The 25,407-nt window shown below is 42.6% G+C and carries 22 protein-coding genes; 13 read left to right on the forward strand and 9 right to left on the reverse strand.

Features of this window, described 5'->3' with window-relative positions; translation table 11 throughout:
* The coding region (gene smc / locus ACYVAA_RS16870) for a chromosome segregation protein SMC (RefSeq protein ID WP_460543918.1) at positions 1-2,491 on the reverse strand (2,491 nt) is incomplete at its 3' end.
* 412 nt (positions 2,492-2,903) lie between these two features.
* Between smc and ACYVAA_RS16875 the strand changes: the two genes are divergently transcribed.
* Genes ACYVAA_RS16875 through ACYVAA_RS16895 form a run of 5 tightly spaced genes read left to right on the forward strand, consistent with a single transcriptional unit; the run spans position 2,904 to position 6,070 of the window.
* Entirely contained in the window at positions 2,904-3,959 is a 1,056-nt protein-coding gene (locus tag ACYVAA_RS16875; protein WP_460543920.1) for a toll/interleukin-1 receptor domain-containing protein, read from the forward strand.
* Between the two features lie 40 nt (positions 3,960-3,999).
* Positions 4,000-4,998, forward strand: a complete 999-nt coding sequence (locus tag ACYVAA_RS16880; RefSeq protein WP_460543922.1) for a hypothetical protein — start codon at positions 4,000-4,002, stop codon at positions 4,996-4,998.
* Positions 4,999-5,033: 35 nt separating this feature from the next.
* The gene (locus tag ACYVAA_RS16885; protein ID WP_460543924.1) at positions 5,034-5,426 is read left to right on the forward strand and encodes a hypothetical protein; all 393 of its coding nucleotides are present in this window, start codon (positions 5,034-5,036) and stop codon (positions 5,424-5,426) included.
* A gap of 11 nt (positions 5,427-5,437) precedes the next feature.
* Positions 5,438-5,884, forward strand: a complete 447-nt coding sequence (locus tag ACYVAA_RS16890; RefSeq protein WP_460543926.1) for a DUF4231 domain-containing protein — start codon at positions 5,438-5,440, stop codon at positions 5,882-5,884.
* A gap of 15 nt (positions 5,885-5,899) precedes the next feature.
* Entirely contained in the window at positions 5,900-6,070 is a 171-nt protein-coding gene (locus tag ACYVAA_RS16895; RefSeq protein WP_460543928.1) for a hypothetical protein, read from the forward strand.
* 335 nt (positions 6,071-6,405) lie between these two features.
* On the opposite strand, the gene ACYVAA_RS16900 is transcribed toward ACYVAA_RS16895, so the two are convergent.
* The 5 genes from ACYVAA_RS16900 to ACYVAA_RS16920 all read right to left on the reverse strand — a co-directional run bounded on the left by ACYVAA_RS16900 (position 6,406) and on the right by ACYVAA_RS16920 (position 13,803).
* Positions 6,406-7,209 carry a hypothetical protein gene (locus ACYVAA_RS16900; protein ID WP_460543930.1) on the reverse strand — a complete coding sequence of 268 codons (804 nt, stop codon included), beginning with the start codon at positions 7,207-7,209 and terminating at the stop codon, positions 6,406-6,408.
* 303 nt (positions 7,210-7,512) lie between these two features.
* Positions 7,513-8,946: a TolC family protein gene (locus ACYVAA_RS16905; protein ID WP_460543932.1), complete on the reverse strand. Its 1,434-nt coding sequence runs from the start codon at positions 8,944-8,946 to the stop codon at positions 7,513-7,515.
* Positions 8,939-12,103 (reverse strand): efflux RND transporter permease subunit, encoded by a 3,165-nt coding sequence (locus tag ACYVAA_RS16910; RefSeq protein WP_460543934.1) that lies wholly within the window; start codon positions 12,101-12,103, stop codon positions 8,939-8,941. The genes ACYVAA_RS16905 and ACYVAA_RS16910 overlap by 8 nt, the downstream gene beginning before the upstream one ends.
* 28 nt (positions 12,104-12,131) lie before the next feature.
* Positions 12,132-13,220, reverse strand: a complete 1,089-nt coding sequence (locus ACYVAA_RS16915) for an efflux RND transporter periplasmic adaptor subunit (protein ID WP_460543936.1) — start codon at positions 13,218-13,220, stop codon at positions 12,132-12,134.
* Positions 13,221-13,392: 172 nt separating this feature from the next.
* On the reverse strand, positions 13,393-13,803 hold the full coding sequence (locus ACYVAA_RS16920; protein WP_460543938.1) for a hypothetical protein: 411 nt from the start codon (positions 13,801-13,803) through the stop codon (positions 13,393-13,395).
* Positions 13,804-14,056: 253 nt separating this feature from the next.
* Between ACYVAA_RS16920 and ACYVAA_RS16925 the strand changes: the two genes are divergently transcribed.
* Entirely contained in the window at positions 14,057-14,626 is a 570-nt protein-coding gene (locus tag ACYVAA_RS16925; protein ID WP_460543940.1) for a hypothetical protein, read from the forward strand.
* Between the two features lie 112 nt (positions 14,627-14,738).
* Here the strand turns inward: ACYVAA_RS16925 and ACYVAA_RS16930 are convergent, their stop codons facing one another.
* Positions 14,739-16,400, reverse strand: a complete 1,662-nt coding sequence (locus ACYVAA_RS16930; RefSeq protein ID WP_460543942.1) for a hypothetical protein — start codon at positions 16,398-16,400, stop codon at positions 14,739-14,741.
* A 118-nt stretch (positions 16,401-16,518) separates the two neighbouring features.
* Between ACYVAA_RS16930 and ACYVAA_RS16935 the strand changes: the two genes are divergently transcribed.
* Positions 16,519-17,445, forward strand: a complete 927-nt coding sequence (locus ACYVAA_RS16935; RefSeq protein ID WP_460543944.1) for a helix-turn-helix transcriptional regulator — start codon at positions 16,519-16,521, stop codon at positions 17,443-17,445.
* A 24-nt stretch (positions 17,446-17,469) separates the two neighbouring features.
* On the opposite strand, the gene ACYVAA_RS16940 is transcribed toward ACYVAA_RS16935, so the two are convergent.
* Entirely contained in the window at positions 17,470-18,063 is a 594-nt protein-coding gene (locus ACYVAA_RS16940) for a DUF4377 domain-containing protein (RefSeq protein WP_460543946.1), read from the reverse strand.
* A 198-nt stretch (positions 18,064-18,261) separates the two neighbouring features.
* Between ACYVAA_RS16940 and ACYVAA_RS16945 the strand changes: the two genes are divergently transcribed.
* Positions 18,262-19,737, forward strand: a complete 1,476-nt coding sequence (locus ACYVAA_RS16945; protein WP_460543948.1) for a S10 family peptidase — start codon at positions 18,262-18,264, stop codon at positions 19,735-19,737.
* A 14-nt stretch (positions 19,738-19,751) separates the two neighbouring features.
* Here ACYVAA_RS16945 and ACYVAA_RS16950 read toward each other — a convergent pair whose 3' ends face one another.
* On the reverse strand, positions 19,752-20,645 hold the full coding sequence (locus ACYVAA_RS16950; RefSeq protein WP_460543950.1) for a nucleotidyl transferase family protein: 894 nt from the start codon (positions 20,643-20,645) through the stop codon (positions 19,752-19,754).
* A gap of 342 nt (positions 20,646-20,987) precedes the next feature.
* On the opposite strand from ACYVAA_RS16950, the gene ACYVAA_RS16955 reads away from it, so the two are divergent.
* The 5 genes from ACYVAA_RS16955 to ACYVAA_RS16975 all read left to right on the forward strand — a co-directional run bounded on the left by ACYVAA_RS16955 (position 20,988) and on the right by ACYVAA_RS16975 (position 25,365).
* Positions 20,988-21,782, forward strand: coding sequence for a M48 family metallopeptidase (locus tag ACYVAA_RS16955; protein ID WP_460543960.1), 795 nt, complete (start codon positions 20,988-20,990; stop codon positions 21,780-21,782).
* 194 nt (positions 21,783-21,976) lie between these two features.
* On the forward strand, positions 21,977-22,549 hold the full coding sequence (locus ACYVAA_RS16960; protein WP_460543952.1) for a YceI family protein: 573 nt from the start codon (positions 21,977-21,979) through the stop codon (positions 22,547-22,549).
* A 22-nt stretch (positions 22,550-22,571) separates the two neighbouring features.
* Complete coding sequence (locus ACYVAA_RS16965) at positions 22,572-23,837, forward strand: hypothetical protein (RefSeq protein ID WP_460543954.1); 1,266 nt, start codon at positions 22,572-22,574, stop codon at positions 23,835-23,837.
* A gap of 373 nt (positions 23,838-24,210) precedes the next feature.
* Complete coding sequence (locus tag ACYVAA_RS16970; RefSeq protein WP_460543956.1) at positions 24,211-24,741, forward strand: YceI family protein; 531 nt, start codon at positions 24,211-24,213, stop codon at positions 24,739-24,741.
* 72 nt (positions 24,742-24,813) lie between these two features.
* Positions 24,814-25,365: a Crp/Fnr family transcriptional regulator gene (locus tag ACYVAA_RS16975; protein WP_460543958.1), complete on the forward strand. Its 552-nt coding sequence runs from the start codon at positions 24,814-24,816 to the stop codon at positions 25,363-25,365.
* Positions 25,366-25,407 lie beyond the last annotated feature (42 nt).

Raw genomic sequence — 25,407 nt, forward strand, 5'->3', positions numbered from 1 at the left:
CAAAAGCGGTTTTCTTAAAGGAAATTTCCTGTTCAAGGCTATTGACCTTATTAAGGTGCTGGTGGTATTGGATGTTTTGCTGGTTGTAATTGCTGGAGCGCACGGCAAGGCTTTCTTCCTCCGTCAGCAATTGCTCATTGATGATCTCCAGCTCTTCTTCCATGCCATCAAAACCCGCTTTGGCTTCGTCCAGCTTAGGGCCGATCTCATTGACTTCATCAGAAAGGCTTTCGATTCTATCCAAAATGTCTTCCCGCTTATTGGCGTTGGTGGAGAGCATTTCGGCGAGCTGCTCTTTTTTGGTCTTGATGGAGATGTACTGTTGGTTGACCTCACTGATTTCAGCCTGTAGGTTTTCAATGTCCTTTTTATAGGAAACCTCCTTAAGCTTCATCAGGTCGGTGACCTTTTTGTCCAAATTGGAGCGGGCGGTGCTGACTTTTTTGTTAAGTTCCTTGATCTCTATTTCCAGCTTCTCCAGGTTTTTTGCCCGGCCAATCCGCTTTCCTTCAAACAGCCCTACTGAACCACCTGATATGCTGAATTTACGTTTGGTGAATTTGCCGCTTTCGGTGATGAAAATGGTGTCCGTGTCTTGCGGTATGTCCTTGATCTCACCTTGGACGATATAAACATCGTCCAGAATATAACTGATCAGTCGGGCATATTTCTCATCGTATTCGATGATCTCGGTGGCCGCAGTGGCATTGGCAAAGAGTTTGGTCTGTGAAGGCTGAAAACGCTCAAAGTGCTCCAGCACAAAGAAGTTGGCTTTTCCCCTGGCGGCATCGCTGAGCAGGTTTACTGCGGCAATGGCCTGTGCCTCTGTGTCCACCACATAATAATTCATGTAACTTTCGAGGTAATTCTCAATCGCCACACGGTAATTTTCGCCAGTGGTCAGGATATCGGAAAGAAGGGGAGTGTCCTTGCCCCAGTCCGAGTTTTTCTTAAGGAATTTGATGGCTTCAGGGAAGCCCTCAAGGTTTTCTACAAGAGACTTGGTAAGGTTAAATTCGTTTTGCTTGGCATCCAGTTTCCGTCCAAGCTGTGTGACTTCCTCACGGATCAGTTCTATGGTATGCGTGGACTCTTCTATCTTTTGGTTCTGGTCTTCTTCTTTGGCCTTCAGCTGTTGAAGACGATCGGTCTTTTCATCCAGCTCATCTTTTAGAATGACCAGCTTTTCCTCAAAATCCGCCAGGTTGGCTTCCTGGCTATCATCATCAGAGGCAGTTTTTTCCAATTCCTGCTTTAGCGAAGAAAGTTGGATCTGTTTGATTTCAAGTTCTTTACTGAGCTGGTAGATGGCGTCTTTTCGGGATGAGAAATCCTTAGAAAGGACTTTTTGCCGCTCTTGGAGGATGGCATGGGCGGATTTTTGTTCCTCGTAATCGGCTTTAAGGTTTTCTACGGTGAGCTCTTTTTCGGCCAAGAGTTTTTCAGCTACCTCTTTCTCCTGCTCCAATGAGCGGATACTAAAACCAGCCCTGTCATTGGATTTTCTGTCCTGATCGATCTGGTCACGAAGTTTCATGGCGCGGTCTTCCAGAAAGCGCAGCCTTTCGTTTTTTATTTTCTTTTCACTCTCAAACTGCCGGATCTTGTTGACATGTTCGTTCAAGGTTTTCTGGCGCGAAGAGAGCAGTTTTTCTTTATGGATGAGGTCGGCCTTGGTTTTCTCCAGCTCGGCTTCCCTGGTTGTGATCTCGTTATTGAGCTGCAGCTTTCGGTCATTTTCTGCAGTGACCTTTTGATTGGTGCTGATCAGGTTGTCCGTGTGTGTTTTTACACTTTTCTTGGCCAATGCTATGCTGGAGGCTTTGTAGGACTTTTTGATCTCAAAATATTTTGCTGCTTGCTTGGCCTGCTTTTCCAGCGATTTGAGGTTCTTTTCAATCTCAAAGAGCAAGTCTTCCACCCTGTCAAGGTCCGCATCTGTATCCTCCAGTTTTTTGAGGGTTTCCTTTTTGCGGGTTTTGAATTTGGAGATTCCAGCTGCTTCTTCAAAGAGGTCCCTTCGGGAGTTGTTTTTGTCATTGAGCAGTTCATCGATCATTTTCAGTTCGATGATGGCATAGCTGTTGGACTGGATACCTGTGTCCATAAAGAGGTTGTTGATGTCCTTTAGACGACAGGCGATGCCATTGAGCAGGTACTCACTTTCCCCCGAACGGTAATACCTACGGGTGATGGTGACATGGGTGTATTCGGTGGGAAGGAGGTTTTTGGTGTTTTCAAAGGTCAGGGACACTTCAGCCATGTTGGTGGGCTTTCTGTTTTTGGTCCCATTGAAAATCACGTTTTCCATTTTGTCTGAGCGCAATGCACGGGTTTTTTGCTCCCCCAGCACCCAGCGGATAGCATCCACCACATTGGACTTGCCACAGCCATTTGGCCCCACAATCCCCGTAATTCCCTTATCAAAATGGATGGTGACCTTGTCCCCAAAACTTTTAAAACCCCTGATCTCAAGCTTGGTAAGCTGCATGTATGCTCAATTAAAATAGATTAAGACAAACAAAATTAATCAGTTCAGGCCAATTAGCAAATTAGAAACAGAGTGGTTTTTAAGGTTACAATTCGCGAATGTTTGAAAGGTTGATGGACCAGTAAAGGAGCTGGCACTAAAATGGACTAGCTGAGGCTTGGGGATTTGGGAAGAAGAAATGGGAGGAAGAGGGTAAATTCGGAAATTAATTTTGCTCAGTTGGTTTCAGCAAAAGATAATTGCGCTATCACTGGCCTTGAATGGACCAATTTTTTATATTGTATTAGCTGTTGGTCTGGGTGTTACTTTCTGATAATGAGTTGATTAGTTGGTTTTTGAAATTGCATCATTGATTTACGGTTTTTTACAGTTGGTTGATAAAGATGTTTTTATTCACTGAATGGTTTCAGCTATGGGGGGGAGTAAGGATAAACTGGCGGTTTATATTTCTTATGCCTGGAATGAAAAAAGCGAGGCCATAGCGGATGCTTTGGAACAAAAGCTTACCGATATGGGCGCCCATTTCATGAGAGACAAAACCGAGTTGAATTACAAGGGGAGAATAAGGGATTTTATGGATCAAATCGGGAGGGGAGAGTACGTGATTTTGATCCTAAGCAACGATTATTTTCAATCGGAATATTGCATGTATGAACTGCTTCAGATCTTTAAGAATCAACGGTTTTATGATCGCATCTATCCCATAGTGCTGGAGGAAGTCAGTATATCAAAGGCCACAGATCGGGTGGAACTGGTGAAATACTGGGAAAACAAGTCCAAAGAGCTGGATAAAAAAATCAGGGAATTGGAGAATCTCAGTAATATCCAGGGGATATCAGAGGATTTGAATCTATATCAAGAGATCAGGAACAACATTGCCAACCTAACGCGGATTCTCAAGGATATCAATTACCTGAACACTGATATGCATATCAAGGCAGATTTTTCACAGATCATTCAGCTGATAAAGCAGCATCATACGGAGGATTTTCAGGACAGTGAAGATAAAAATCCTTATCAAAAATGGATTATCGTAGTGATACTGATGATCGTGTTGGGATTGGTTTATTGGTATTTGCCCATTACAGATAAAGGAACAGGGAAAACGGATAAGTTCCCAATTACTGAGGATAGCATAAAAGTGCCAGATACTGCAAGTGGGCTACCAGTTGAAAAACAGGAAAGTAATAACCATAAGGTCACTGGTAATCCTGATGCGTCCAAAATAGAAGGAAATGAAAAAAAGCGATATGAGGTAACGCTGGTGGTTCCCTCAAGGATGGTGAATGCTGAGGTCTTTGTGGATGGAAAGGAAGCTTTGGTCTTGGATCGAAACCTGATTTATATCACACTGGAAGTTAGGGAAAAGGAGCTTCCACATAAGATAGAGCTTAGAGATGCTTCGGATACCTGTGCGCTCTCTAGGCTGATTCGGAATGATATAAAGGAGTTGAGTATCTGTCTGTGATTATAGATGGATTTAGAAATAATGAACCGGAATTTTAGCCATGATCATTCAAAATCGGATAAGTTGGACCGTTCTTATTTTCACCCTGTTGTTTGGGAGTGGTTATGCCAGGTCACCTGAACAGACTGGTGATTCGGTAGTGTATGTCTGGGATTTTGCAGTGAGCCATCCTGAAGTCAAAACTATCGGGCAGATGCTGACGGATGACTTTGAAACAGAACTGATCGGAGCTGGATTATATACTGTTTTGGAACGGAGAAACTATAACCGTGTCATTGCGCACAGGGATCTGGAAAAGCGCATTTCCGAGGTGAATAATATTTCTGCCGCCTCCTTGGATAGTTTAAAGGCTGTCAAGGCTGATGTGGTCATTTTTGGACAGGTTATCGATGATGTACAGAGTGGGGAATATGAGGTGGAAGTTACTTTTCAGGGCCTAAACGGGGTGATCTTAAGAAAGGCCTCCAAGCTGATAAAAAGAGGGATTATCAATGATAACAGCAGCCGAAAATCGGCAATGAGGGATTTGGTAGAGCTACTGCATCTCAAAGAAAGGGAAGAGAAGAAAAGGGTGCAATATGAATTTATCTCCTCTTGGCTAAATAGGTATATGGTGCGCTTAAAGGATGTCAATAATTATTTCAAGCAGGTTTCTGAATATGCCTTTTCCAATAATTCCTATATCACGGAGATCAATAAAATAGTCAATGATTACAATACGGTGTTCAGCGAACTCAATGAAAACAGTTCCAACTATATCAGCAATTTTAGAAGAGCCTGGGGAGGGCAGTCGGGGGATGACCTGCAGGAAATCTATGATATGATAATGGATGATATCCATAAGCCGGATATACTGGGCTTGAATGATTTACTTAAGGAAATCATTGATTACTCTGGCCTGAGTAAAAGGCAACAACGCGAAAAAAAGCGGGAAATTCTCAATGATGCCCAAAAAATCACCAATGACCTGGATCGACAGATCAATATTTTGGAAGCCAAGGTAATCCTCTTTCAGACCAAACTAAGGGAAGAAATGTAATATTATTTGCTAAATCAACAAAAACTAATTGAACCATGAAAACTCCAAATTTTATCAAAATGCTAATGGTTTCCCTGGTGTTGGGAATGGCCAGTGGCTGTGGGGCAGAAGCGGTGGTTTTTATTCCACTGTTCAGCGCTACCTGGCCGGATGTAAACGACCCGGATCACCAGATTGTGCTTAGGCAGGATTCTGAAAATACCAATGTGAGCTCCGGAATATTTGCCGGGTTCGAACTTCATGATTCGGATTTTGAGAAAAATGATAAGCTCTTAAGTGGCCGTTTCAACGGATATGATATCGAATTTATCATCCAAAGGGAAACCGATGTGAAATTTAAGGGAAAATTTATCACGGATGATAATGAAAACATTATCCGGATAGAGCTGGTGTCCACGGACGGGGAGCAGCTGATTTTGGGCTTTTAATGTAGGCATTTATGAACGAGCAGGAATATATAGAGGAGCGGGTAGATGCCCAGATGAATTGGTATGAACGCAAGGCAACAAGCAATAAATCCTGGTTTGTATGGAAGGAGGGGCTTACTATCGTGTTTGCCGCAATGATTCCTTTTTTTGCCGGACTGGGGGGGCAGTCAGAGGTCTTTAAGTTGGTCATTGCCATTCTCGGGGTATTGGTGACGGTGATGACAGGCTTGGGATCCATCCTCAAACTGGAAAAGAAATGGATAGAATACCGGACCACTGCCGAGAGTTTAAAGCATGAAAAATACCTTTACCTGACCCGGGCATCTCCTTATGACAGGGATGAAGAGGCTTTTCCCTCTTTTGTGGCCAAGGTGGAAAGCCTGATCCAAAAGGAAAATTCCTATTGGAACCAATATATAAAAAACAACCAAAAGCCGGTTTTGGAAAACAGGCCTTGAAGTTGGAGGATAACTATGTGGATTGGCCCTTCGACAAGCTCAGGGACCACCATCGACAGGCTCAGGGACCACCTTCGACAGGCTCAGGGGCTCGAGGGAATTGTAATGATTTTATTTGACCGCGGAGGGCGCGGAGGTGAGGGAGGGAGACAGGAGATTGAAGACTGGAGAGGGAAGAGGGAATAGAGATTAGGGTTTGGTATAAATCGCTATTAACGTGTAAATTATATGGGTAAGTATCTAGGTCAATTCTTTAAGTGCTGGGGTTGTTATACAATTTAAAAGGGCGCTATTGTTACTATTCCAGTTGAGTTTAAACTGAGTTAGGAAATATTCACATGGTGACATTGGGCAGAGGGGGAACGATGTATTTTACAGAAGGTGAAGATACAGCAGCATTAAAAAAGGACCGTCATGTGGTGGTTTACGGACTTTGGAATTCTGTGAAAACAGTAGAGGAGTCTAAAGATTGATTGGAAATTCTACCTTTAAATTATTAGGGCTAAGGACTTTGGTTTTAGTTATCTTGGATGGATAAAATTCATGGAGGATTTGGTTCCTCTACTTATTATTTCCCGGGCTCTTTTATGTTGATCTTCGAACTCGATCAGGTCAGTACCTTTACATATTCCATAAGAATAATGGTACCGTAATAGAGCTAGGTCTTCTTTTGTCAACCGTGGTTTGGATTTACTGCACTTAGCGAAGAAGCTGTTACAAGGGAAATCATCCTGTAAATAAAAAAAGCCTAGGGTCTGGATGAAGCGTTGACGAAGTAATTTTTTCTGCCTGGATTTTTTCCGGTAGGCAGTTGGGTTTAGTTTTAGATAACAGGATTTGAATTGTTTGGCTCCATTCCAATATAAGTAGTAGCCGTCATTTTTGTAACTGAGCTTTTCATCAAACACTTCTGGGCTGATATTCTCACTTTGGAAATAGATGAAATAGTTGGCCTTTTCAGCTGTGTTGACAAACTCGATTTTCAAGGAATCTACCTCATGAGCTATTTTCTCGGCAAATTTCATTAAATCTACCTGAGAGCTTCTATTTACCGAGGGATCAAAGAATATTTTTATGGGAGCTTTCCAATACCTTATCGTTGCCTGATGTTGATAGGCAGAATCACCAAGGTTAAAGACAATCTTTTTGTAGGTTTCTAAAAAATCGTCTTCCTTGGGTTCATAAGGGACACTTACCCAGTCTCCTGGATTTTTCTTGGTGCGGTTCAGTTTGACAATGGTGTCTCCCTCCACCAATGAATATCCGATGGAATCATAATTATAGAATGGATTTTCCTTCCTGTTTCTATATTCTTCAAGCTTCATCCCGTGATAGGTGTATCTTTTGACAATCTTTCCCTGTGCAAGTAGGAAAATTGGGCTTAAAACGAAGTAGAAAAGTAAAGTGTAAGTTTTTATCATGATGAAACAATTGTATTTATAAATGTAATAGGAACAATTAAAAGTTGTGTGAGAAATTAAAAGTTATTTAATGACCAGTAAAATAATTATTTTTTTTTGTAACAAAAAAAGGCCTTCAAGGGATACCCTGAAGGCTTTTTTGATTGTATTCAGTTGGGCACGTCTTGCCGGATTCCGAATACCTTTACATAGGTCTATTAATCTGCATTAATTCCAGCCGCCACCGAGCGCCTGGTAAATGTTTACCATGGCATTCATCTGCTGCACTTTGGTTTCGATCAGTTCCATTTTTGCTTCCAGGGCATCCCGCTGTGTCAGCAGTACCTCCATATAATCCGCACGGGCTGAGCGAAAAAGGTTGTTGGATATTTCAATCGACTCGGTTAAAGAACTTAGCTGTTTGGATCTCATATCATAGCTTTGCTCCAGATTATGGACCTTGGCCAGTTGGTTGGACACCTCTACATAGGCGTTCAGGATTTTTTGTTCGTAACTGTAAACCGCCTGAAGTTGTTTGGCATTGGCAGATTTATAGGCCGCTTTGATGGCATTTCGGTTAACTACAGGAGCTATCAAGTCCCCTGCCAAGGAATACAACAGGGATTCCGGTGTAGTGAACAGGTGTTTGGCATTAAAAGCCTGATAACCCAAGCCAGCGGTAATGCGGAAAGAGGGGTAAAATTCGGCCTTTGCCACTTTCACATCCAATTTAGCTCGCTCCAGTTCCAATTCAGCCTGTCGGATATCCGGGCGGTTGGCCAACAGTTGGGAAGGGATACCTTCCTGGACCACCTTTGGCCTAAGATCGGTAAAAGCGGCTGAGTTACGCTGAATGGGCTGGGGATAACGTCCCACCAGGAAGTTGATCAGGTTTTCTGCCTCCGTGATTTCCTGTTGGATATAGTAAAGCTGACTTTGGTTTTTGGCCACTTCAGCTTCAAACCGTTTGACGGCCAGCTCAGTGGCTTTGGCAGCTTGTTTTTGGAGTTTTACGATTTCCAGGGCATCTTTTTGGATGTTGATGTTTTGGTTAAGGATATTCAGCTGATTGTCCAAAGCCATCAATTCATAGTAAGAATGGGCAATTTCTGCCACCAACTGGGTCATCATAAAATTTTTCCCTTCTACGGATGCCAGGTAATCGAATACGGCTGATTTTTTGGCATTTCTTAGCTTTTTCCAGACATCCAGTTCCCAGGAAGCATAAGCCCCGATCATATAATCCTGTAAGGGTTCCGGAAATTCCTCTCCAGGCCTGATTTCGTTATTGGCCTCTAGGGCACCACTGCGCGTATATCGGCCGACTTTATCCAGACCGGCCCCTGCCTGGATATCTAGGAAAGGAAGGTATTCTCCTTTGCGCGCCTGGATCTCATTGTTGGCTATATGGATTTCCTGAAGTACCATGTTCAGCTCCTGGTTGTTTTTCAATGCCGTATCAATCAGGGTACTGAGATAAGGATCGGTGAAATAGTCCTTCCAGTTTATTGATGCCGTATTGGAGGTGTCCCGAGAGTCTTTAAAACTCTCAGGAACCGCTGTATTGGCATTTCTTTGTACTGCCGAAGGGGTCTTACATCCTGTAAGGGCTAGGGACAAGCAAATCATGCCGGCGCATATATAAATTAGTCTCTTAATCATTGTAATTGAAATCTTCAGTTAAAGGACTTTCTTCTTCGTCTTTGATCAAATGACGCCCATCTGCCAGCTTGGCAAATATATAGTACAATCCAGGGACTATGATGACTCCGAAGATCGTTCCGAACAGCATTCCCCCAAGCGCAGAAGCACCGATGGTCCGGTTCCCAATAGCCCCTGCACCTGTAGCAATTACCAAAGGAATCAAACCGGCAATAAAGGCGAAGGAAGTCATCAAGATAGGGCGGAAACGTACCTTGGCCCCCTCAATGGCTGCATCCAGAATGGTAAAGCCTTGCTGGCGCTTTTGCACGGCAAATTCCACGATCAATACCGCATTTTTTCCCAAAAGACCGATCAACATGATCAAACCGATTTGGGCGTAGATGTCGTTGTCCAGCCCCATCAACTTAAGCAGCAAGAAGGAGCCAAAGACTCCTACCGGGAGAGAAGTGACTACAGCCATAGGGATTATGAAGCTCTCGTATTGTGCGGCCAAGACGAAGTAAACGAATACCAGCACGACCAAGAAAACGTAAAGCGATTCATTTCCCCTGTTGGATTCGTCATAGGACAATCCCTCCCAAGCGATGTCGTATCCTGTAGGTAAGGTCTGGGCAGCCACTTCACGCACGGCCTGAATGGCATCAGCGGTGGTATACCCTTTAGCAGGAAGTCCCCTGATGGCGGCAGAATTGTACATATTATAACGGGTAACTTCGTTGGGCCCTTGCTTCTTTTTAAGGGTCATGAAGGCAGAATAGGGCACCATCTCACCTTCCTCATTTTTGACATACATGTTCAAAACATCCGATGGGAGCCTACGGAATTTGGGGTCCGACTGGACATAGACCTTGAAGAAACGGCCAAATTTAATGAAGCCCTGTTCATAGGTACTGCCGATCATGATGTTAAGGTTTTCCATGGCTTTACCTATAGAAACTCCCTTCTGCATGGCCAGTTCATTGTCAATTTCCAATTCGTACTGGGGATAATTGGCGGCAAAGAAAGTAAACAGTCCCGTTAGTTCTTTTCGCTTGCCCAGGTCATCCATGAACTGTTTATTGATCTTATCAAACTCCTGGTAGTCTGTTTCGGTAGTTTGATCCAAGAGGCGCAAGGAAAAGCCTCCGGAAGAGCCAAATCCTGGGATGGCCGGTGGTTCGAAGAATTCGACAATGGCACCAAGGCCTTTGGACTCTTCCTCCAATTCCTCCATAATTTCTTTGACCGAATGCTCCCGCTCGGACCAAGGTTTGAGGTTGATCAGACAGGTACCTGCATTGGAACCACGTCCTTCGGTCATGATTTCGTAACCGGCCAAAGAAGATACCGATTCCACTCCATCAATCTCTTCACAGATTTTTTGGAGTCTTTGGGACACTTCGTTGGTTCTTTCCAGGGTAGCTCCCGGAGGCGTCTGTACGATGGCATAAATGGTGCCCTGGTCCTCACTGGGGATAAAGCCTGAAGGCAGCACTTGGTTTTCCAGAAAAATACCTACGCCAAAGGCCAATAAAATCCCAAACGTAAGCCATCTTCTGTTTACAATTCCTTTGAGCAGCCCAACATATTTTCCGGTAAGTTTATCAAAGCCGCTGTTAAAGCTGTCGAAGGCTCTGGTAATGAAGTTGCCCTTCTTTTCATGCCCATGATGGTTTTTCAGGAGCATGGCACAAAGTACCGGTGTAAGCGTCAGGGCAATGACTGCTGAGATGACGATGGAACTGGCCATGGTAATGGAAAACTGCCGGTAAAAGGTCCCCACAGGTCCGGACATGAATGATATCGGCAGGAACACAGAGACCATGACCATGGTAATGGCCACAATAGCCCCTCCGATCTCACCCAAAACTCTTTTTACCGCTTGGTAAGGGGTAAGCTGGGGCATTTCTTCCATTTTGGCATGGACAGCTTCCACGACGACTATGGCATCATCCACGACAATACCGATGGCCAGCACCAGGGCGAAAAGCGTCACCAGGTTTATGGACAGCCCAAAGAGCTGAAGAACAAAAAACGCCCCAATGAGCGATACGGGAACTGCCAAAATAGGAATCAATGTCGACCGCCAGTCTCCCAGGAATACAAAAACCACTAAGGCCACAAGGATAAAGGCGTCTCTAAGGGTATGAATTACCTGTTCGATGGAGGCATCCAGGAATTTGGAAACATCATAACTGATACTGTAATCCATGCCGGGAGGGAATGAAGCCTTCATTTCCTCGACCTTGTTTTTCACTTCCTTAATCACCTCACTGGCATTGCTGCCATAGTTTTGGTTGAGGACGATGGCTGCAGAAGGATGACCATCCAGATTGGAATAGATATCAAAGAACTCACTTCCCAATTCTACTTTTCCGATGTCTTTGAGATGAATGCTTTCTCCTTCTGCATTGGCCCTGATGATTACATTTTCGTATTGCTCGGGTTCGTTGTATCTCCCTTTGTAGGTCAAAACGTATTCAAGGGATTGGGCCTTAATGCCCGAACTTTGTCCCAATCGACCAGGGCGACCTACAATACTTTGTTCCTGCAAGGCTTCCATTACCTCTTCAACGGAGATGTCATAGGCCCGCATCCGGTCGGGATTTAGCCAGACACGCATGGCATATTTTCGACTTCCCAGAATCTGAGCCCTTGCGACCCCTTTGATCCGGTTGATTTCAGGGATCATTTTTACGTCCGCATAATTGTACAGGAATTTTTCATCCAGACTTTTATCTTTTGCATAGAGGTTGACGTACATCAACATGCTAGGTTGGATGGGGGTGATGATGACCCCTTCCCGCTGGACCAGTTCCGGCAAAAGGGGCATGACCTGGTCGACCCTGGTCTTGACCCTGATTACTGCTTGGTTGGGATCTGTGCCAGGTTCGAAGATGACCCTGAGAGTTGCTTCGCCGGCACTGGTGGCATCGGTAGCCATGTACCGCATCCCTTGTACACCATTGATCGAGTTTTCCAAAGTGATCAGGGTGGATTTTACCAGCACGTCGGCGCTGGCTCCGGGATAAGCAATAAATATATTCACCGTGGTGGGTGCAATCTGAGGGAACTGTGATATAGGCAGCTGCTTTATCGACAATGTCCCGATAAATACGATGATGACCGAGATGACAATAGCAAATACAGGCCTATGAATAAATTTCTTAAACATTGCTTTGGATCTTTATTTGGACATTCGGTTATTCCGCATACAGGTCCAACTGGGACAGTACTTTCTGCGGTTCTACGAATTCGTGTTTTATTTTGTCATTTTCCCTGACCAAACGCAGGCCTTCCAATAGGATTTTGTCTGTTTGGTCCAAGCCATCTTGGATGATATAAATGTGGGGAAGTTCGGCGGCGATGGTAATGGCCCTTGAGCGGAGCACATGGTCTTCGTCCAACACAAAGACATAATTTTTGTCCAGCACTTCAAAGGTGGCTTTTTGGGGGATGATCAGGGCATTCTTAAACGGTACTCCCATCAGGATATTACCCGTCTCCCCGTGTCTGAGTAAGCCTTTTGGATTGGGGAAGGTGGCCCTGAAAGGAATATTGCCTGTTTCATGGTTAAAATCCGCCTCAATGGTTTCCACTCTTCCGGTTTGATCAAAGACTTTATTATTGGCCATCAATAAGCTGACACTCATGAGGCTGTCTTTTTTCACATTACTCATGTAATCCAGGTATTCGGCTTCAGGTACATTATAGTACACCCACATTTTGCTATTGTCGGAAAGGTTGGTGAGCAGTTCTCCTTCCTCCAAAAGGCTCCCCAGCCGGACATGGAACCGGTCAATGAAACCGTCAAATGGGGCCCTGATTTCTGTAAACTGGAGATGGACCTCCGCAAGGGCCTGTTCAGCCTTGGCTTTATCGAGTTTTGCTTTGGCCATGGCCAGCTCATTTGGGGCAACCACATTTTTATCCGCCAAGGACTTGGTATTTTGGTATTCAATTTCGGCAAAGTTCGTTTCTGCCTTGGCTTTCTGTAATTCCGCTTCATAGAGGTTGGGCATTATTTGGAACAGCAATTGGCCTTTTTTTACAAACTGCCCTTCATCCACAAAAATATTTTGCAGGTAGCCTCTTTCCTGGGCCCTGAGCTCGATATGGTTGATGGAATGGATTTGACAGACATATTCTTCCGTAATGGTGGTATCCATCCGTACAGGACTGGTGACCTGAAACGTGGTTTCCGCTTCGTGTTTTTCTTCTCCATGGCGTGAACATCCCGCATGCCCGATAAGGGCAAACAGACTCATGAACAAGAGCATTCTCGTTTTCATAGTTTTTAAAATAATATGGTTTTTATTGATTTAGGAATATGCAGAGTAGGTGCACAGAAGTATCCGGATAAGCACAGCAGTCCCCTGGCAATCATAGAGGAACACCATCTTATGCGGAAAAAAAGAGAAATAAAGCCAACTGTTTGGTCGCTTTAGCTCTGGGGAGTTAGTATCATATCCTAAACACCTGAATAATTAGATGCCATCGGTAGGATGAGGTATTGGAAAAGTGCTTACTTAGCTGTAAGCGATTATGGATACTCCTAAAGAAAAAATCGAAAGTAAAGGCATAAAAAATAGCAGTAATTACCTTACTGCTTTCCATATATTTTTTTGAACTACTGATTTCACTTTCCTCTTCTTCAATATCTAAAGCATCTATTTTGATGCCTTTTTCAATATTATTGGAAGGAGATTTGACTATAAATGTCTGATCATGCTGAAAAGCTGCTGCAGCGTCTAGGTCTGCGCCCAATAAGGCGTGTGAGATACTTTCCAAATGCTGGTGGGCGTACAATTGCCCATATCCACTCGAAAAGAGGATACAAAAGGAAAGTATAAGTCTGATCAGCAGTTTTATCATCAGGCACCAAAAGTATGTAAAGTTGATTGTTCTGTCAAGAATAGTGAAGGTAAATATTGTTATTGGTAATTGAATAGCTCTGTTTTTATGTTTTTCGCAATAAATAGACTGATTTTCAGATTAGCGCAAATGCTGTTTCATTGATTTTGGGGGATGTTTGAAGTGAGGGGAAATATGGCAACCCTCAGAACAATAGGTCCTATTAAAAGGGAGTTTAAGATTAAGCGATATTCAACGGGAATTTTTTAGTAACTTGCTTTGGACAAAAGAAACAAAAGAAGTGGATAACGGGACACTCATATATATTATTCTGACGATATTATTTTTCCTTATCAATGCCCTTACCAAAAAGAAAAAAGAAAACGGGCAGGAAGTAGAGGATGTGGAGGATTTGCCTACTGATGAACAAATGAAGAGGGAGCCGACATCTTTTGAGGAGTTGCTCAAAGAAATCCGCCAAGAGCAGCAGCAAAGGGAAGAGGATTTTGAAATGACCGGTCAGCAAGAAGTCCGTCAAAAAGCAGAGGCGGTCAGAGAAGCAGAACAGAGAAGAGAGGAGGAGTTGCGTGAAAGGGAGCAAAGACAACCGGAAATAAAGTATTATGAAGGGACCTATCAGTCAGATCATGAAGCCAAAGGGCAAAAACTGGTTAAGCTGGATGACCAGGTAGATATTGATGCAGAGAAGCAGATTCTTAAAGAGGTGGAAGATGTAGCCATGGAAAGGGGCGGGCAGAACCGTTATCGCCGTTTATTGAAAAATCCGGAAACCTTAAAGGATGCGGTAGTGGTTGCCGAGATTTTGAATCGGAGGCATTTTTAGACTGAAGCTCTTTAGTCTCGATATTTTGCAAAGGTTGTTTTCATAAGCTTTTATAAATAAAGGCATTACTTTCCCTATATAAAGGTTCGAGGAGACTTTTCTAGGAGCTGGTTTATCGAATTGCCGGAGCGGGCTTTGACATAAATTTAGTCTTAGGGTTCAGGTTTATCACATATTCGCTGTAGGTGGAAGGGGAAAGGGGATCTACTTTTTTAAATCGAATGATCTGTAGCCAGGCATCTTCTTTGGTATCGGTCTGGATGAAGTGGTTTTGCAATGCAAAGTCATTGACTTTTGCCAACAGATCAGACTCTTCAGGGTAAGCATGTTGACCATATTTGTAGAGAAAAAGTGTAAAGTGTTCGGGATGATTTTCTTTCACTGTATTTTGAAACTCCTCAAACGAAAGAGCCCTGTTGGGCAAGGACATTTTCCCGAAAATTATTTCCTGACTGTGACAAACAAATTCATGTGATATTAATGGGGTTTTCAGAGAGCTTTTGTTTACATGAGCGATAAATTCTTTTTTGAAGTAGGGGTAGTTTTTAAGGTTTTTCTGATAGTATACCGCGGCAAAAACGGGCAATAGCATGAGGACAATCAATGCGCTGAGTCTGGTGGTTTTCTTAAAGAAAAACAGGGTAGCCGCAAACAGCAAATAATAACTGCCCATTTTCCAGTCCAGTTGCGCAAAAGCAATGATTCCCCCAAAGGCTATCCATAGCGCACAGAAGCTATTCCAAAAAAAGTGGTTTTGCCAACGTGAATTTTCCAATGCTATATTGACAGATAAAAATGGAATGAGGATGATCAGGTGCCGGGGATTTAGGTGGATGGGGTTGTAGTAGCTTATGCTAGTTGTCATCAACCAAAATCCCGCGATAAGGCACAAACTGGAAAGCGAAAAGATCATGGGCAGATCTTTTTTTGTTTTAAATGCCCTGACAATCGAAGGGATTGATAGGACAATCCAAACCCAATAAGCGCGATCGATAAATGTAGCAATGGGAATAAAGGTCAGCCTTTCCAGTAGTCTTTCCCAATCTTTGTCAAAATAACTGTATGCCGATGGATAATGCCCTTCTTGAATATTGATAAATCGGTAAAAGGGATTATCATATTTCCATTCGAAGTAGCCAAGGTATAAAACTGTCATGAAGACGACAACGGTAAAAAAATAGAAGTAGAAGGTTTTGCGATTTTGCTGCCTTACGTCAAACAGGAGGAGTAAGAGGGGAAAAGGGGCCAAATAAACAATTGTCTCTTTGGTGCAGAATCCCACAAAATAAGCCAGGGCCATTAGCAAAGCAGCTTCAATGGGCTGGTTTTGTCTCCTGGAAGCGGCAAAGGGTATGAGAGAAGCCCAAAATACAAGTGAGGAATCAGGGTACAGTTTGGGGAGAAAATGTAACAGGTAGATATTGGTGACAAAGAAAATCGCGAACCAAGCCTTGTAAGATCGGCTGGGTAACATGCTCCATAGAATACAGAGCGCTGCTATATAATAAAACAATGACGAAAGAGAAGCAAGATGGTCATCCAGGCCAAACAGGTAAGTAATCAGTCCCGAAAGCAGGAAAGTCCCCCACCTTAAAGAAAAATGATCTGCCGAAATGTTTTTTTCTCCTTCCCACAGCTTTTGGCCAAGATGCAAGTAACTTACATCATCACTGAAAGTGATCCCATCATAACCCCAATACCAATAACTGCCCAAAAAGAGCAGCCCCAAAATCAGGTAAATATAGTGTTGGTGTAGCCGTAAGGATTCAGACATGAGCAAATAATACAATAATTAAGCGTGTGTCGTATGAATAAAAAAAGAGACAACTTGTGTCGAAAACATGAACCTTTGTTTACTAAAACTTAAATTGCCCTCAGAAATTTAATAGGTCATGGCCAAAACAAAAAGTGTCGAGCAACAAAAAATTCTGAGGGTATTTAAATTAATCAATTTACTCCGTTCCAATGTGGGTAAGCCCGTCTCACGACTGGCCGAAGCATTGGGGACTGATAAGCGGACAATTTACCGTTATTTTAATCTTTTGGAGGATCTGGGCTTTCAGATTCAAAAAGAGTATGCAAAGTTTAAGATAGTAGACCGGATTGATCACCATAAGGAGGCTTTTTACGGAACATTTACCGATGACGAAACCGCTTATTTGGCGAAGCTTATCAGCAAAAGCGGTCAGAAGAACTTATTAAAGGACTCAATTTTGCAAAAGGTGCACCTTCGGTCTGATTTTCAGCAAAGTGTCAGTCAATTGTTTAATGCCCACTTGGGAACATTTGTGGATGAACTGGGGGAAGCCATTAAAAATGGTTTTCAGGTAACCTTACGGGATTATTATTCACTGAGCAGCGATTCGGTGAGTGACCGGCTTATCGAGCCTGTGGCCTTTACCACTAATTTTGAATCGGTTTATGCATTTGAAGTGGCCAGTATGAGCATGAAACTTTTTAAATTGGAGCGGATCGGGGAGGTAAAGGTGAGTGCTAAAAAACACCACTACCAAGAGGTGCATCAAAAACTCGAGCAAGGCCTATTTGGCTATACGGGAAAGGACCAATTTTATGTAAAAGTCAAATTGTCCAAAAAGGCTTATCAACTGCTTATGGAGGAACATCCGGATGCAAAACCTTACACCTATCTCAAAGATAGGGATCAATATTACTTCGAGTCTGAAATTCCAGAATTGCCTGGTATAGGGAGGTTTATTCTCGGTTTGCCGGGAGAGGTGATAGTAGAGGAGGGGGAGGAGTTAAAGGCCTATCTTAGAGAGCAAATAAAAAGGGCCGAAATAATGTTTTCAGCCCTTTAAATATAAAAATGAACTGTGGTGATGTCATTTCAACTGGATCAACCTGATGCTTTGTCCATTGTGTCTAAACAGGCCGGTCACCTCTCCGCTTGTAGCTAGACTGTTTTCCAGATCATCACACAATGAGGCACAATCGATAGGGATTTCTCCCAGTAGACTGTAGCCCGATCCTGCGGAGCCCAGTACCAAATTTGAAGGGTTGAAATCATTGGATTTCAGTGGCATTTCAAAGGTGGTCATGGAGCTTGTCGGGGTTTTAGCTATTTCCGATAAGTAGGTGTACTTTATATAATATTTACCTGTACTTTGATTCAGAGCTTCTTCTTTTCTGATGCGAATGTCGTAAGTACTCCCTAACTCATAATCAAATCCTTCAATGGCATCTATCGGAATGGTGGACCATTCATCAGTTCCCGATTGGTGACTGAATTGCACCCGAAGCCATAACGTTGGATTATCCACTTCATTGTTTTGAATAGTGGGGTAGTGTTCTATCTTAATGATCTCTTCTTTCATTGGGACTTCGTTCATGCAAGAAGAGAGCAATGCTGTGGCCAAAAACAAAAGGAAGAAATTTTGCTTTTTTAAAACGGCTTGTTTGGTGAAAAAACGTTTCATTCTTAAATAAATAGGTTGGTTTAAAATTATGTTTTTTATAGGAAACCGCAGTTGCAATAAAAGTGCCATTAGAATCATCCTGCGGAAATCAGTAAAATTAATTTACCGTTTACCATTATTATCTAACCAAAGGCATAGCGGCTTATTCAACCAGAATGAATATATTCTTATATTTCCTTTTCAATTAATTTAGCTTTTATGAATAGATCGATTTTAGTTACTTTCATTTTATTGATGTTTTCATGGCAAGCAATTGCCCAGAAAATACTGCCTTCGGATTCATCAGCCATTTCCAAGCACCAAATCACCATCAAAGGGAAAAATATCCCCTACACGGCCACAGTGGGAACACAACCTGTCTGGGATGGAAAAGGAAAGGAAGTCGCTTACCTCTTTTATACCTATTATGAACGTTCGGATGTCAATGATAAAAGTAACAGGCCTTTGGTCATATCGTTTAATGGCGGTCCCGGCTCTGCGTCCATTTGGATGCACATTGCCTATACAGGGCCGGTTTTACTGAATATTGATAAGGAAGGGAATCCTGTGCAGCCCTATGGGATCAAGGATAACCCACATTCTATTCTTGATGTGGCGGACATTGTCTATGTGGACCCCGTCAATACCGGATATTCCCGGATCACCGACAAGGAGGCCGACCGTTCGATGTTTTTCGGCGTAAATGCTGATATCAATTACCTGGCCGATTGGGTCAGGACTTTTGTTAACCGGCAAAATAGGTGGGCTTCCCCCAAGTACCTTATAGGAGAAAGTTACGGGACTACCAGGGTTTCAGGTTTGGTCAATAGGCTTCAAAGTAACCAATGGATGTATTTCAACGGCGTAGTGCTGGTTTCCCCGACTGATTTGGGGATAGAACGGAGTGGTCCGGTAGCTGCAGCAAATTATTTGCCTTACTATACTGCCACGGCTTGGTACCATGGAGTGCTTGAGCCCAGCCTGCAGGAAAAAGACCTGGAAGAGATTTTGCCTGAAGTGGAAGCATTCACCATTGATGAGCTGGTTCCGGCCATGGTAAAGGGAGGCTTTTTAGAGGAGAATAGGAAATTGGATCTGGCAAATAAGATGGCACGCTATTCTGGTCTCTCTAAAGAGGTTATCCTTGAACATAACCTGGCAGTACCCACCCGTTTTTTCTGGAAGGAACTGCTGAGGGACCAGGGCTTGACCGTGGGGCGCTTGGATAGCAGGTACAAAGGGGTGGATAGACAGGATGCAGGCAGCCATTATGATCACGATCCGGCACTTACGGCTTGGAACCATGCTTTTGCTCCGGCCTTCAATCATTATATGATCAATGAGCTTGATTTCAAAACGGACTTGAACTACTATCTTTTTGGTCCCGTACATCCTTGGGATAGAAGCGGTGACAGGACGGGCGAGAACTTAAGGGCTGCGGTAGCACAAAATCCCTATCTGAACGTGATGATACAATCAGGCTACTATGATGGAGGTACCGACTATTTTAATGCAAAATACTCCATGTGGCAGCTGGATCCCAGTGGAAAACTCAAGGATAGATTGGAGTGGAAAGGATATAGAAGTGGTCATATGATGTATTTGAGAACGGAAGATCTGGAATCAGCCAATGAGGATATCAGAGAGTTTATCAAAAAATCAATGCCAAAAGCTGGTACAGCTGCGAAGTATTAACAAAAGACCGGGAATCACCCGGTCTTTTCCATATAGGTTGATGCAAATTCCTGTACATTGGTAATAGGCTGAGGGAAGCCCATCAAATTACCTAGACTACGGTAAATTTCGGCTTTTTTCTTTCCTGCTTTTCTTAGTCCATGGATCGAGGTAGCACCTTCGGATTTGGACAGTTTTTTATTCTCTGCATACATCACAAGTTTATGATGGATAAAAGCACTTTGCTGAAAATTGTTTTGAGGAAGAAGTGAGGCAAGGTAGAGCTGGGCCAGACTGGAGTCCCACAAATCCTGTCCTCTGACTATTAGGTCTACGCCAAAATGAATGTCATCGATTACTGAAGCTAGCTGATAGGAAGGCTTACCATCTTTTTTTCTTACCACAAAGTTTTTCATGGGCAGGGGTAAATTCACCTTTATCAATTTTCCGTTGGCTTGTTTCAGCAAAATGATAGTATCATCGGTATGAAGTCGCCAATTGGTAGCTGTTTTGTGTATGGATAAACTTTTTTCTAAACAAGTGCCGGGGTATTCTCCAGCAGTGCTGCGCACATGAATTTGTTTTCTGGAGCATTCACAGACAAAAAAGTGCTGCTGTTTGACCAGATGATCCAGGGCGTTATTGTACAAAGGTAACCGGTGAACTTGGGAATAATTTTTCTTGAAATCCTCCAAGGTCCTTGGCCCTATGTCCCACGGGATTTCAAGGAAATTTAGGGTGTCGAAAATGTCCTGCAGGTAATTATCCCTGATCCTGTTTTGGTCCAGGTCATCTATTCGAAGGAGGGTTTTGGCTCCGTGTTTTTGTGCTGCTGCATAGGTAATGGCAAAAGACAGGGCGTTGCCCAGGTGTAAATAGCCACTGGGCGTGGGTGCGAATCGGGTCAGGTGATAGCTTGTGTTACTCATAATCTTGGGAGCCTCTCTACCGGCCAAATTAATTAAAGTATGGCTAAATTCTATTATCTGTGATTACCGTTCTGTTTTTCTCAGTGTTTTGTGGGGTTATTTGCAATTGTGTTCCTTTAAGATAATGGTTTGCCGGTATTAAAGCGCACAATCAAACGCTACTGAATGTGGAATCCCATAGAACCCCGAAGCGCTGAAATTTTTAGCTAAAGTCTACTTTATCCCAAATATGTTCCCCTAATTTGCGTTAAAATTGATGCTTGCAAAACGGTCAATAGATATTGGTTTATCATGCTCTGGCATCTTTTTTGGTTCTGATTTAATAATCAATCTTTTATGAAAATGTTGAAACGTGTAATTCTATTATTGGTAGCAGGAATGATCCTGTACGGTTGTGCCACCGTTCCATTGAGCGGTAGAAAACAATTGAGTTTGGTGGGCAATTCGGAAGTGCTGCCAATGTCTTTCCAACAATATAAAGAAGTAAAAAGTGAAAGTAAATTGGTAACCAATACTGCCGATGGTCAAAGCGTGGTAAAGGTAGGTCACCGGATAGCAGATGCGGTTGAGTCCTATCTTACTGAAAATGGCTACGGGGATATTTTGGATGGCTTTGCCTGGGAATTTCACTTGATCCAAGATGATCAGGTCAATGCCTGGTGTATGCCGGGAGGAAAAGTAGCCTTTTATACCGGGATTATGCCGGTTTGTCAGGATGATACTGGGATTGCCGTGGTAATGGGACACGAAGTAGCCCACGCCATAGCCAGTCACGCTAGAGAAAGAATGTCCCAGGGATTGGTAGCCAATGGCCTTTTAGGAGGATTGCAGGCAGCAATGGGCGAAGATCCAACGCTGACCCAGGCGATTTTCATGCAAGCTGTAGGAATAGGAAGCCAGGTGGGTATGCTCAAGTTCTCCAGAGATCAGGAGCTTGAGGCCGACCAATTGGGTTTGATATTTATGGCGATTGCAGGGTATGATCCAAGAGAAGCTCCAAGGTTCTGGGAGAGAATGGAAGCCAAGTCCGGAGGGGCAGCACCGCCGGAGTTTCTATCCACCCACCCAGGTCCAGGAAGAAGAATTGATGAGCTGAATAAGCAAATGGCCGAGGCCTTGAAATACTATAAAAAATAATTTAGCTAGCTTTTCAACAGAAACGGGCTGTAATTCTTAATTGAATTGCAGCCCGTTTTTTTATATAAGATTGAAAAACATGATAAAAGTCATGTTCTTTGATTTTTTTTCTCATGATTTTCCTGCCGAATGGGACTTAATTTTGTTTAAAGTAAAAAGTAAAAATGGTCAAGTCCATCATAATCGGCTAAAACATGAAATCCATTACTATTAATATATTCCTGTGCTTTATGCTGCTTGTAGGTTGGCAAGTCCATGCTCAAGAAGATTTTATCCTATCGGACATTCAAAATTTTAAAGTTTCGGGGACTTCTACCCTACATGATTGGGATATGATCGCTAAGGAAGGTGTTAAGGGTGCTATGAAAGCTTCTTTGAACGGCTCTACGATCAAAGAAATTTCGGAATTGAAGATCACTTTACCTGTCCAAGCCTTGAAAAGTGGTAAATCGGCAATGGACAAGAAGGCCTATGAAGCTTTGGACAGTAAATTAAATCCTAATTTTTATTATGTGTTGACCAATGTGGAAGAGATTTCTGTGGGGGAAATAAAGGCAAAAGGTAAATTAACCATAGCAGGATATTCCAAGGAAGTCTATATGAAGGTAGGATATAAAGTGGTCAATGGAACGGTCACATTTACTGGGGAACATCCTGTTACTTTCGATGAATTTACACTAGAACCACCCTCAGCAGTGTTCAATACCATCAAAACTGGAAATGAATTAAAAATTGCATTTAAAGTTCAGTTTAAATCCATTCGGTAAGAAAAGTTTAACTAATGAAATCATGAAAACTATACAAAGAAGAAATATCAGTGGCATAATCCTTTTGGCTTTTTTGTTCACCTTGTATGCTCCGGTATGGGCCCAGAGAGACTTGATGTACTTCCGTCCGGACAATAGGAATGGGCTTAATATTTTCGAAACTTCTAAAGACACTGAATATGTTTTTGATGCATTGCATGTAAAAGTGGGTGGTGACTTTGCCTTTCAGTTCCAAGGGATAAATCAGGAAAATAGCTTGAATAATCTCCTTGAATTGGGCTCTAATCTCAACCTCCCTACGGCTAACCTCAACCTGGATGTTCAGTTGGAGGATGGGGTAAGAATGCACTTAAGAACTTATTTGTCTTCCCAGCATCACAGGGAGGCGTGGGTAAAAGGCGGGTATTTGCAGTTGGATAAGTTGAATTTTGTATCTGAGGGATTTTTGGATGAGCTGATGCAATATGCTACGATCAAAGTGGGTATGGATGAAATTAATTACGGTGACGCCCACTTTCGAAGAACAGATAACGCCCGGGCCATCTTCAATCCCTTTGTTGGAAATTATATAATGGACGCTTTTTCTACAGAAGCTTTTGGAGAGATTTTCCTACAAAAAAAGGGCATGATAGCCTTATTGGCGGTATCGAATGGAAAACTGAATCAGTCAGTTGTTGTAAATGATCAGACTGATAATAAATTATCTTTCTATGGGAAGCTAGGGTATGACAATTATTTATCAGAGGATTTACGGATTAGACTTACCGGTTCATGGTATATCAACAAAGGAACTTCCACAGGATTCTATTTATATGGTGGAGACCGTGCAGGTTCCAGGTATTACAATGTAATGCATACTACAGAAGAGGGGTCCGATTTCGAAGGACGTTATAATCCGCGTTTTCGGGAAATGATAGCTATTCAGGTGAACCCGTTTTTAAAATTCAAGGGATTAGAGTTCTTTGGAATCTATGAGGTGGTATCGAATAGTGAGGAGCAAGGAAATGGAGAATTTACTCAAGTTGCTGCTGAATTGATCTATAGATTTGGCGCTGAAGAACAACTTTATTTGGGTGGCCGATACAATCAAGTAAGCGGAGAACAAAATGAGGGGAATGAAGAAATCACCATAGATCGCCTCAATATCGGCGGAGGATGGTTTCTGACAAAAAATATTGTTACAAAAATTGAATATGTTAACCAGAGCTATAATGGATTCGCTTCGGAAAGTAGATATAATGGAGGTAGATTCAACGGTGTAAATATTGAAGCTGCTATAAGCTTTTAAAAAGTCTTCCTAATAACATAAATCGAGGCTGATTTACTGTTAAGTCACACCGTCGCCGTGAGGATATGGCACGGTGTGATTTCTGCTGCGGGTATTTTAATTGACTCGACAGCCATTTGTTTTTATAAAAAAGAAGGCTACACCATCCCAGCGGATGGTAACGATGCAGAGGAGCAGGGTTTCAAATTATATCCTATACATTTTGAAAAGGTTAGATTTTCTTAAAGGCAAGGGAGATTTAAAACAGCCGTTTCCCGTGTTTTATTGAGCTTGGATCCTTTAAAAATTATGAGGGAAAATTGTCATGGTAAGCTTAATGATTTTATTTAGATTGTGTTTTCCTCTTTGGGATACGATGGAGCCAAAGGTAACCATGTGGGAAATCCTGAAGGGCAGTGAGTTGACAATTCGAGGAACCACCAATATAAGTAATTTTCATTGTGACACGGGGATCTATTTGAGTGAAGACAAAATATATAAAACCGTTTTGCCTAATGGTAAGGTAAGCTGGAGTGGGATCATTCGTGTGAGCGCAGGTGATTTTGATTGCGCAAATAAAATCATGACGAAGGATTTTCAGCAAGTTATTTTAGTAGATCGATACCCATTTGTTATTATGACATTCATCGATATGTATGAAGGTGATAAAATGGATTCGATCTTGACAGGACGGGCAATGGTGACACTTGCTGGAAGATCAAAAAGAATCGTTCTAACCTGTAGAATGGAAAAAGTGAAAGACGGGGTAATTGTGTTGACAGGAAGCCATATTTTTTTGTTTTCTGATTTTGCTTTAGATCCACCTAAGAAATTTTTTGGAGCTGTAAAAGTGAACAATGAAGTTACCGTGGACTTTAAAATATTATTGAAATCACAAAAATCAATCTCTATCCCGATTAGATGACCATGACAAAAGTCATGTTTTTTCGTAGATTTATGTTTTAGTTTTGTACCGTTACTAAACTTTTATGTGACAATGACTGAAAAGAATACTCCGTGTGAATTGTGTCTAAGTAGGAAGTTTTCCATGTTCTCCGGTCTGTCGGAGGAGCATTTGTGCAATCTTTCGGACAATAAAAACCTGATTTCCCATAAGAAAGGCCAAATGCTTTTTTATGAAGGGACCAAACCATTGGGGGTGTTTTGTGTCAGTAACGGCATTGTGAAAGTGTTTAAAACTGCCTCCAATGGAAAAGAGCAGATTATCAGGCTTGCTCAAAAAGGAGACTTTTTGGGGTATACCTCCCTTTTGGGAGAGGAAACCTATTCCAATTCTGCTATGATCGTGGAGGATGCCAAAATCTGCTTCATTCCCAAAGAGACTTTTTTGAACATCCTGACTGAGGATAATAACTTTCATCGAAGGTTGACCAAGTCCGTATGTCAGTCCCTGGGCCTTATGGAAAACCAATTGACAGATGCCACACAGAAAACCATTAGAGAGCGTTTGGCCTTTACCTTGATCAAGTTGTCGGACTCTTACGGTGTGGATGGCGATGACAGTAGTAAAATTGATTTGATACCTTAGCCTGATGCAGATCATTGGACTGATAGGTTCATTTGCTGCCCC

The sequence above is a fragment of the Echinicola sediminis genome (assembly GCF_054777495.1).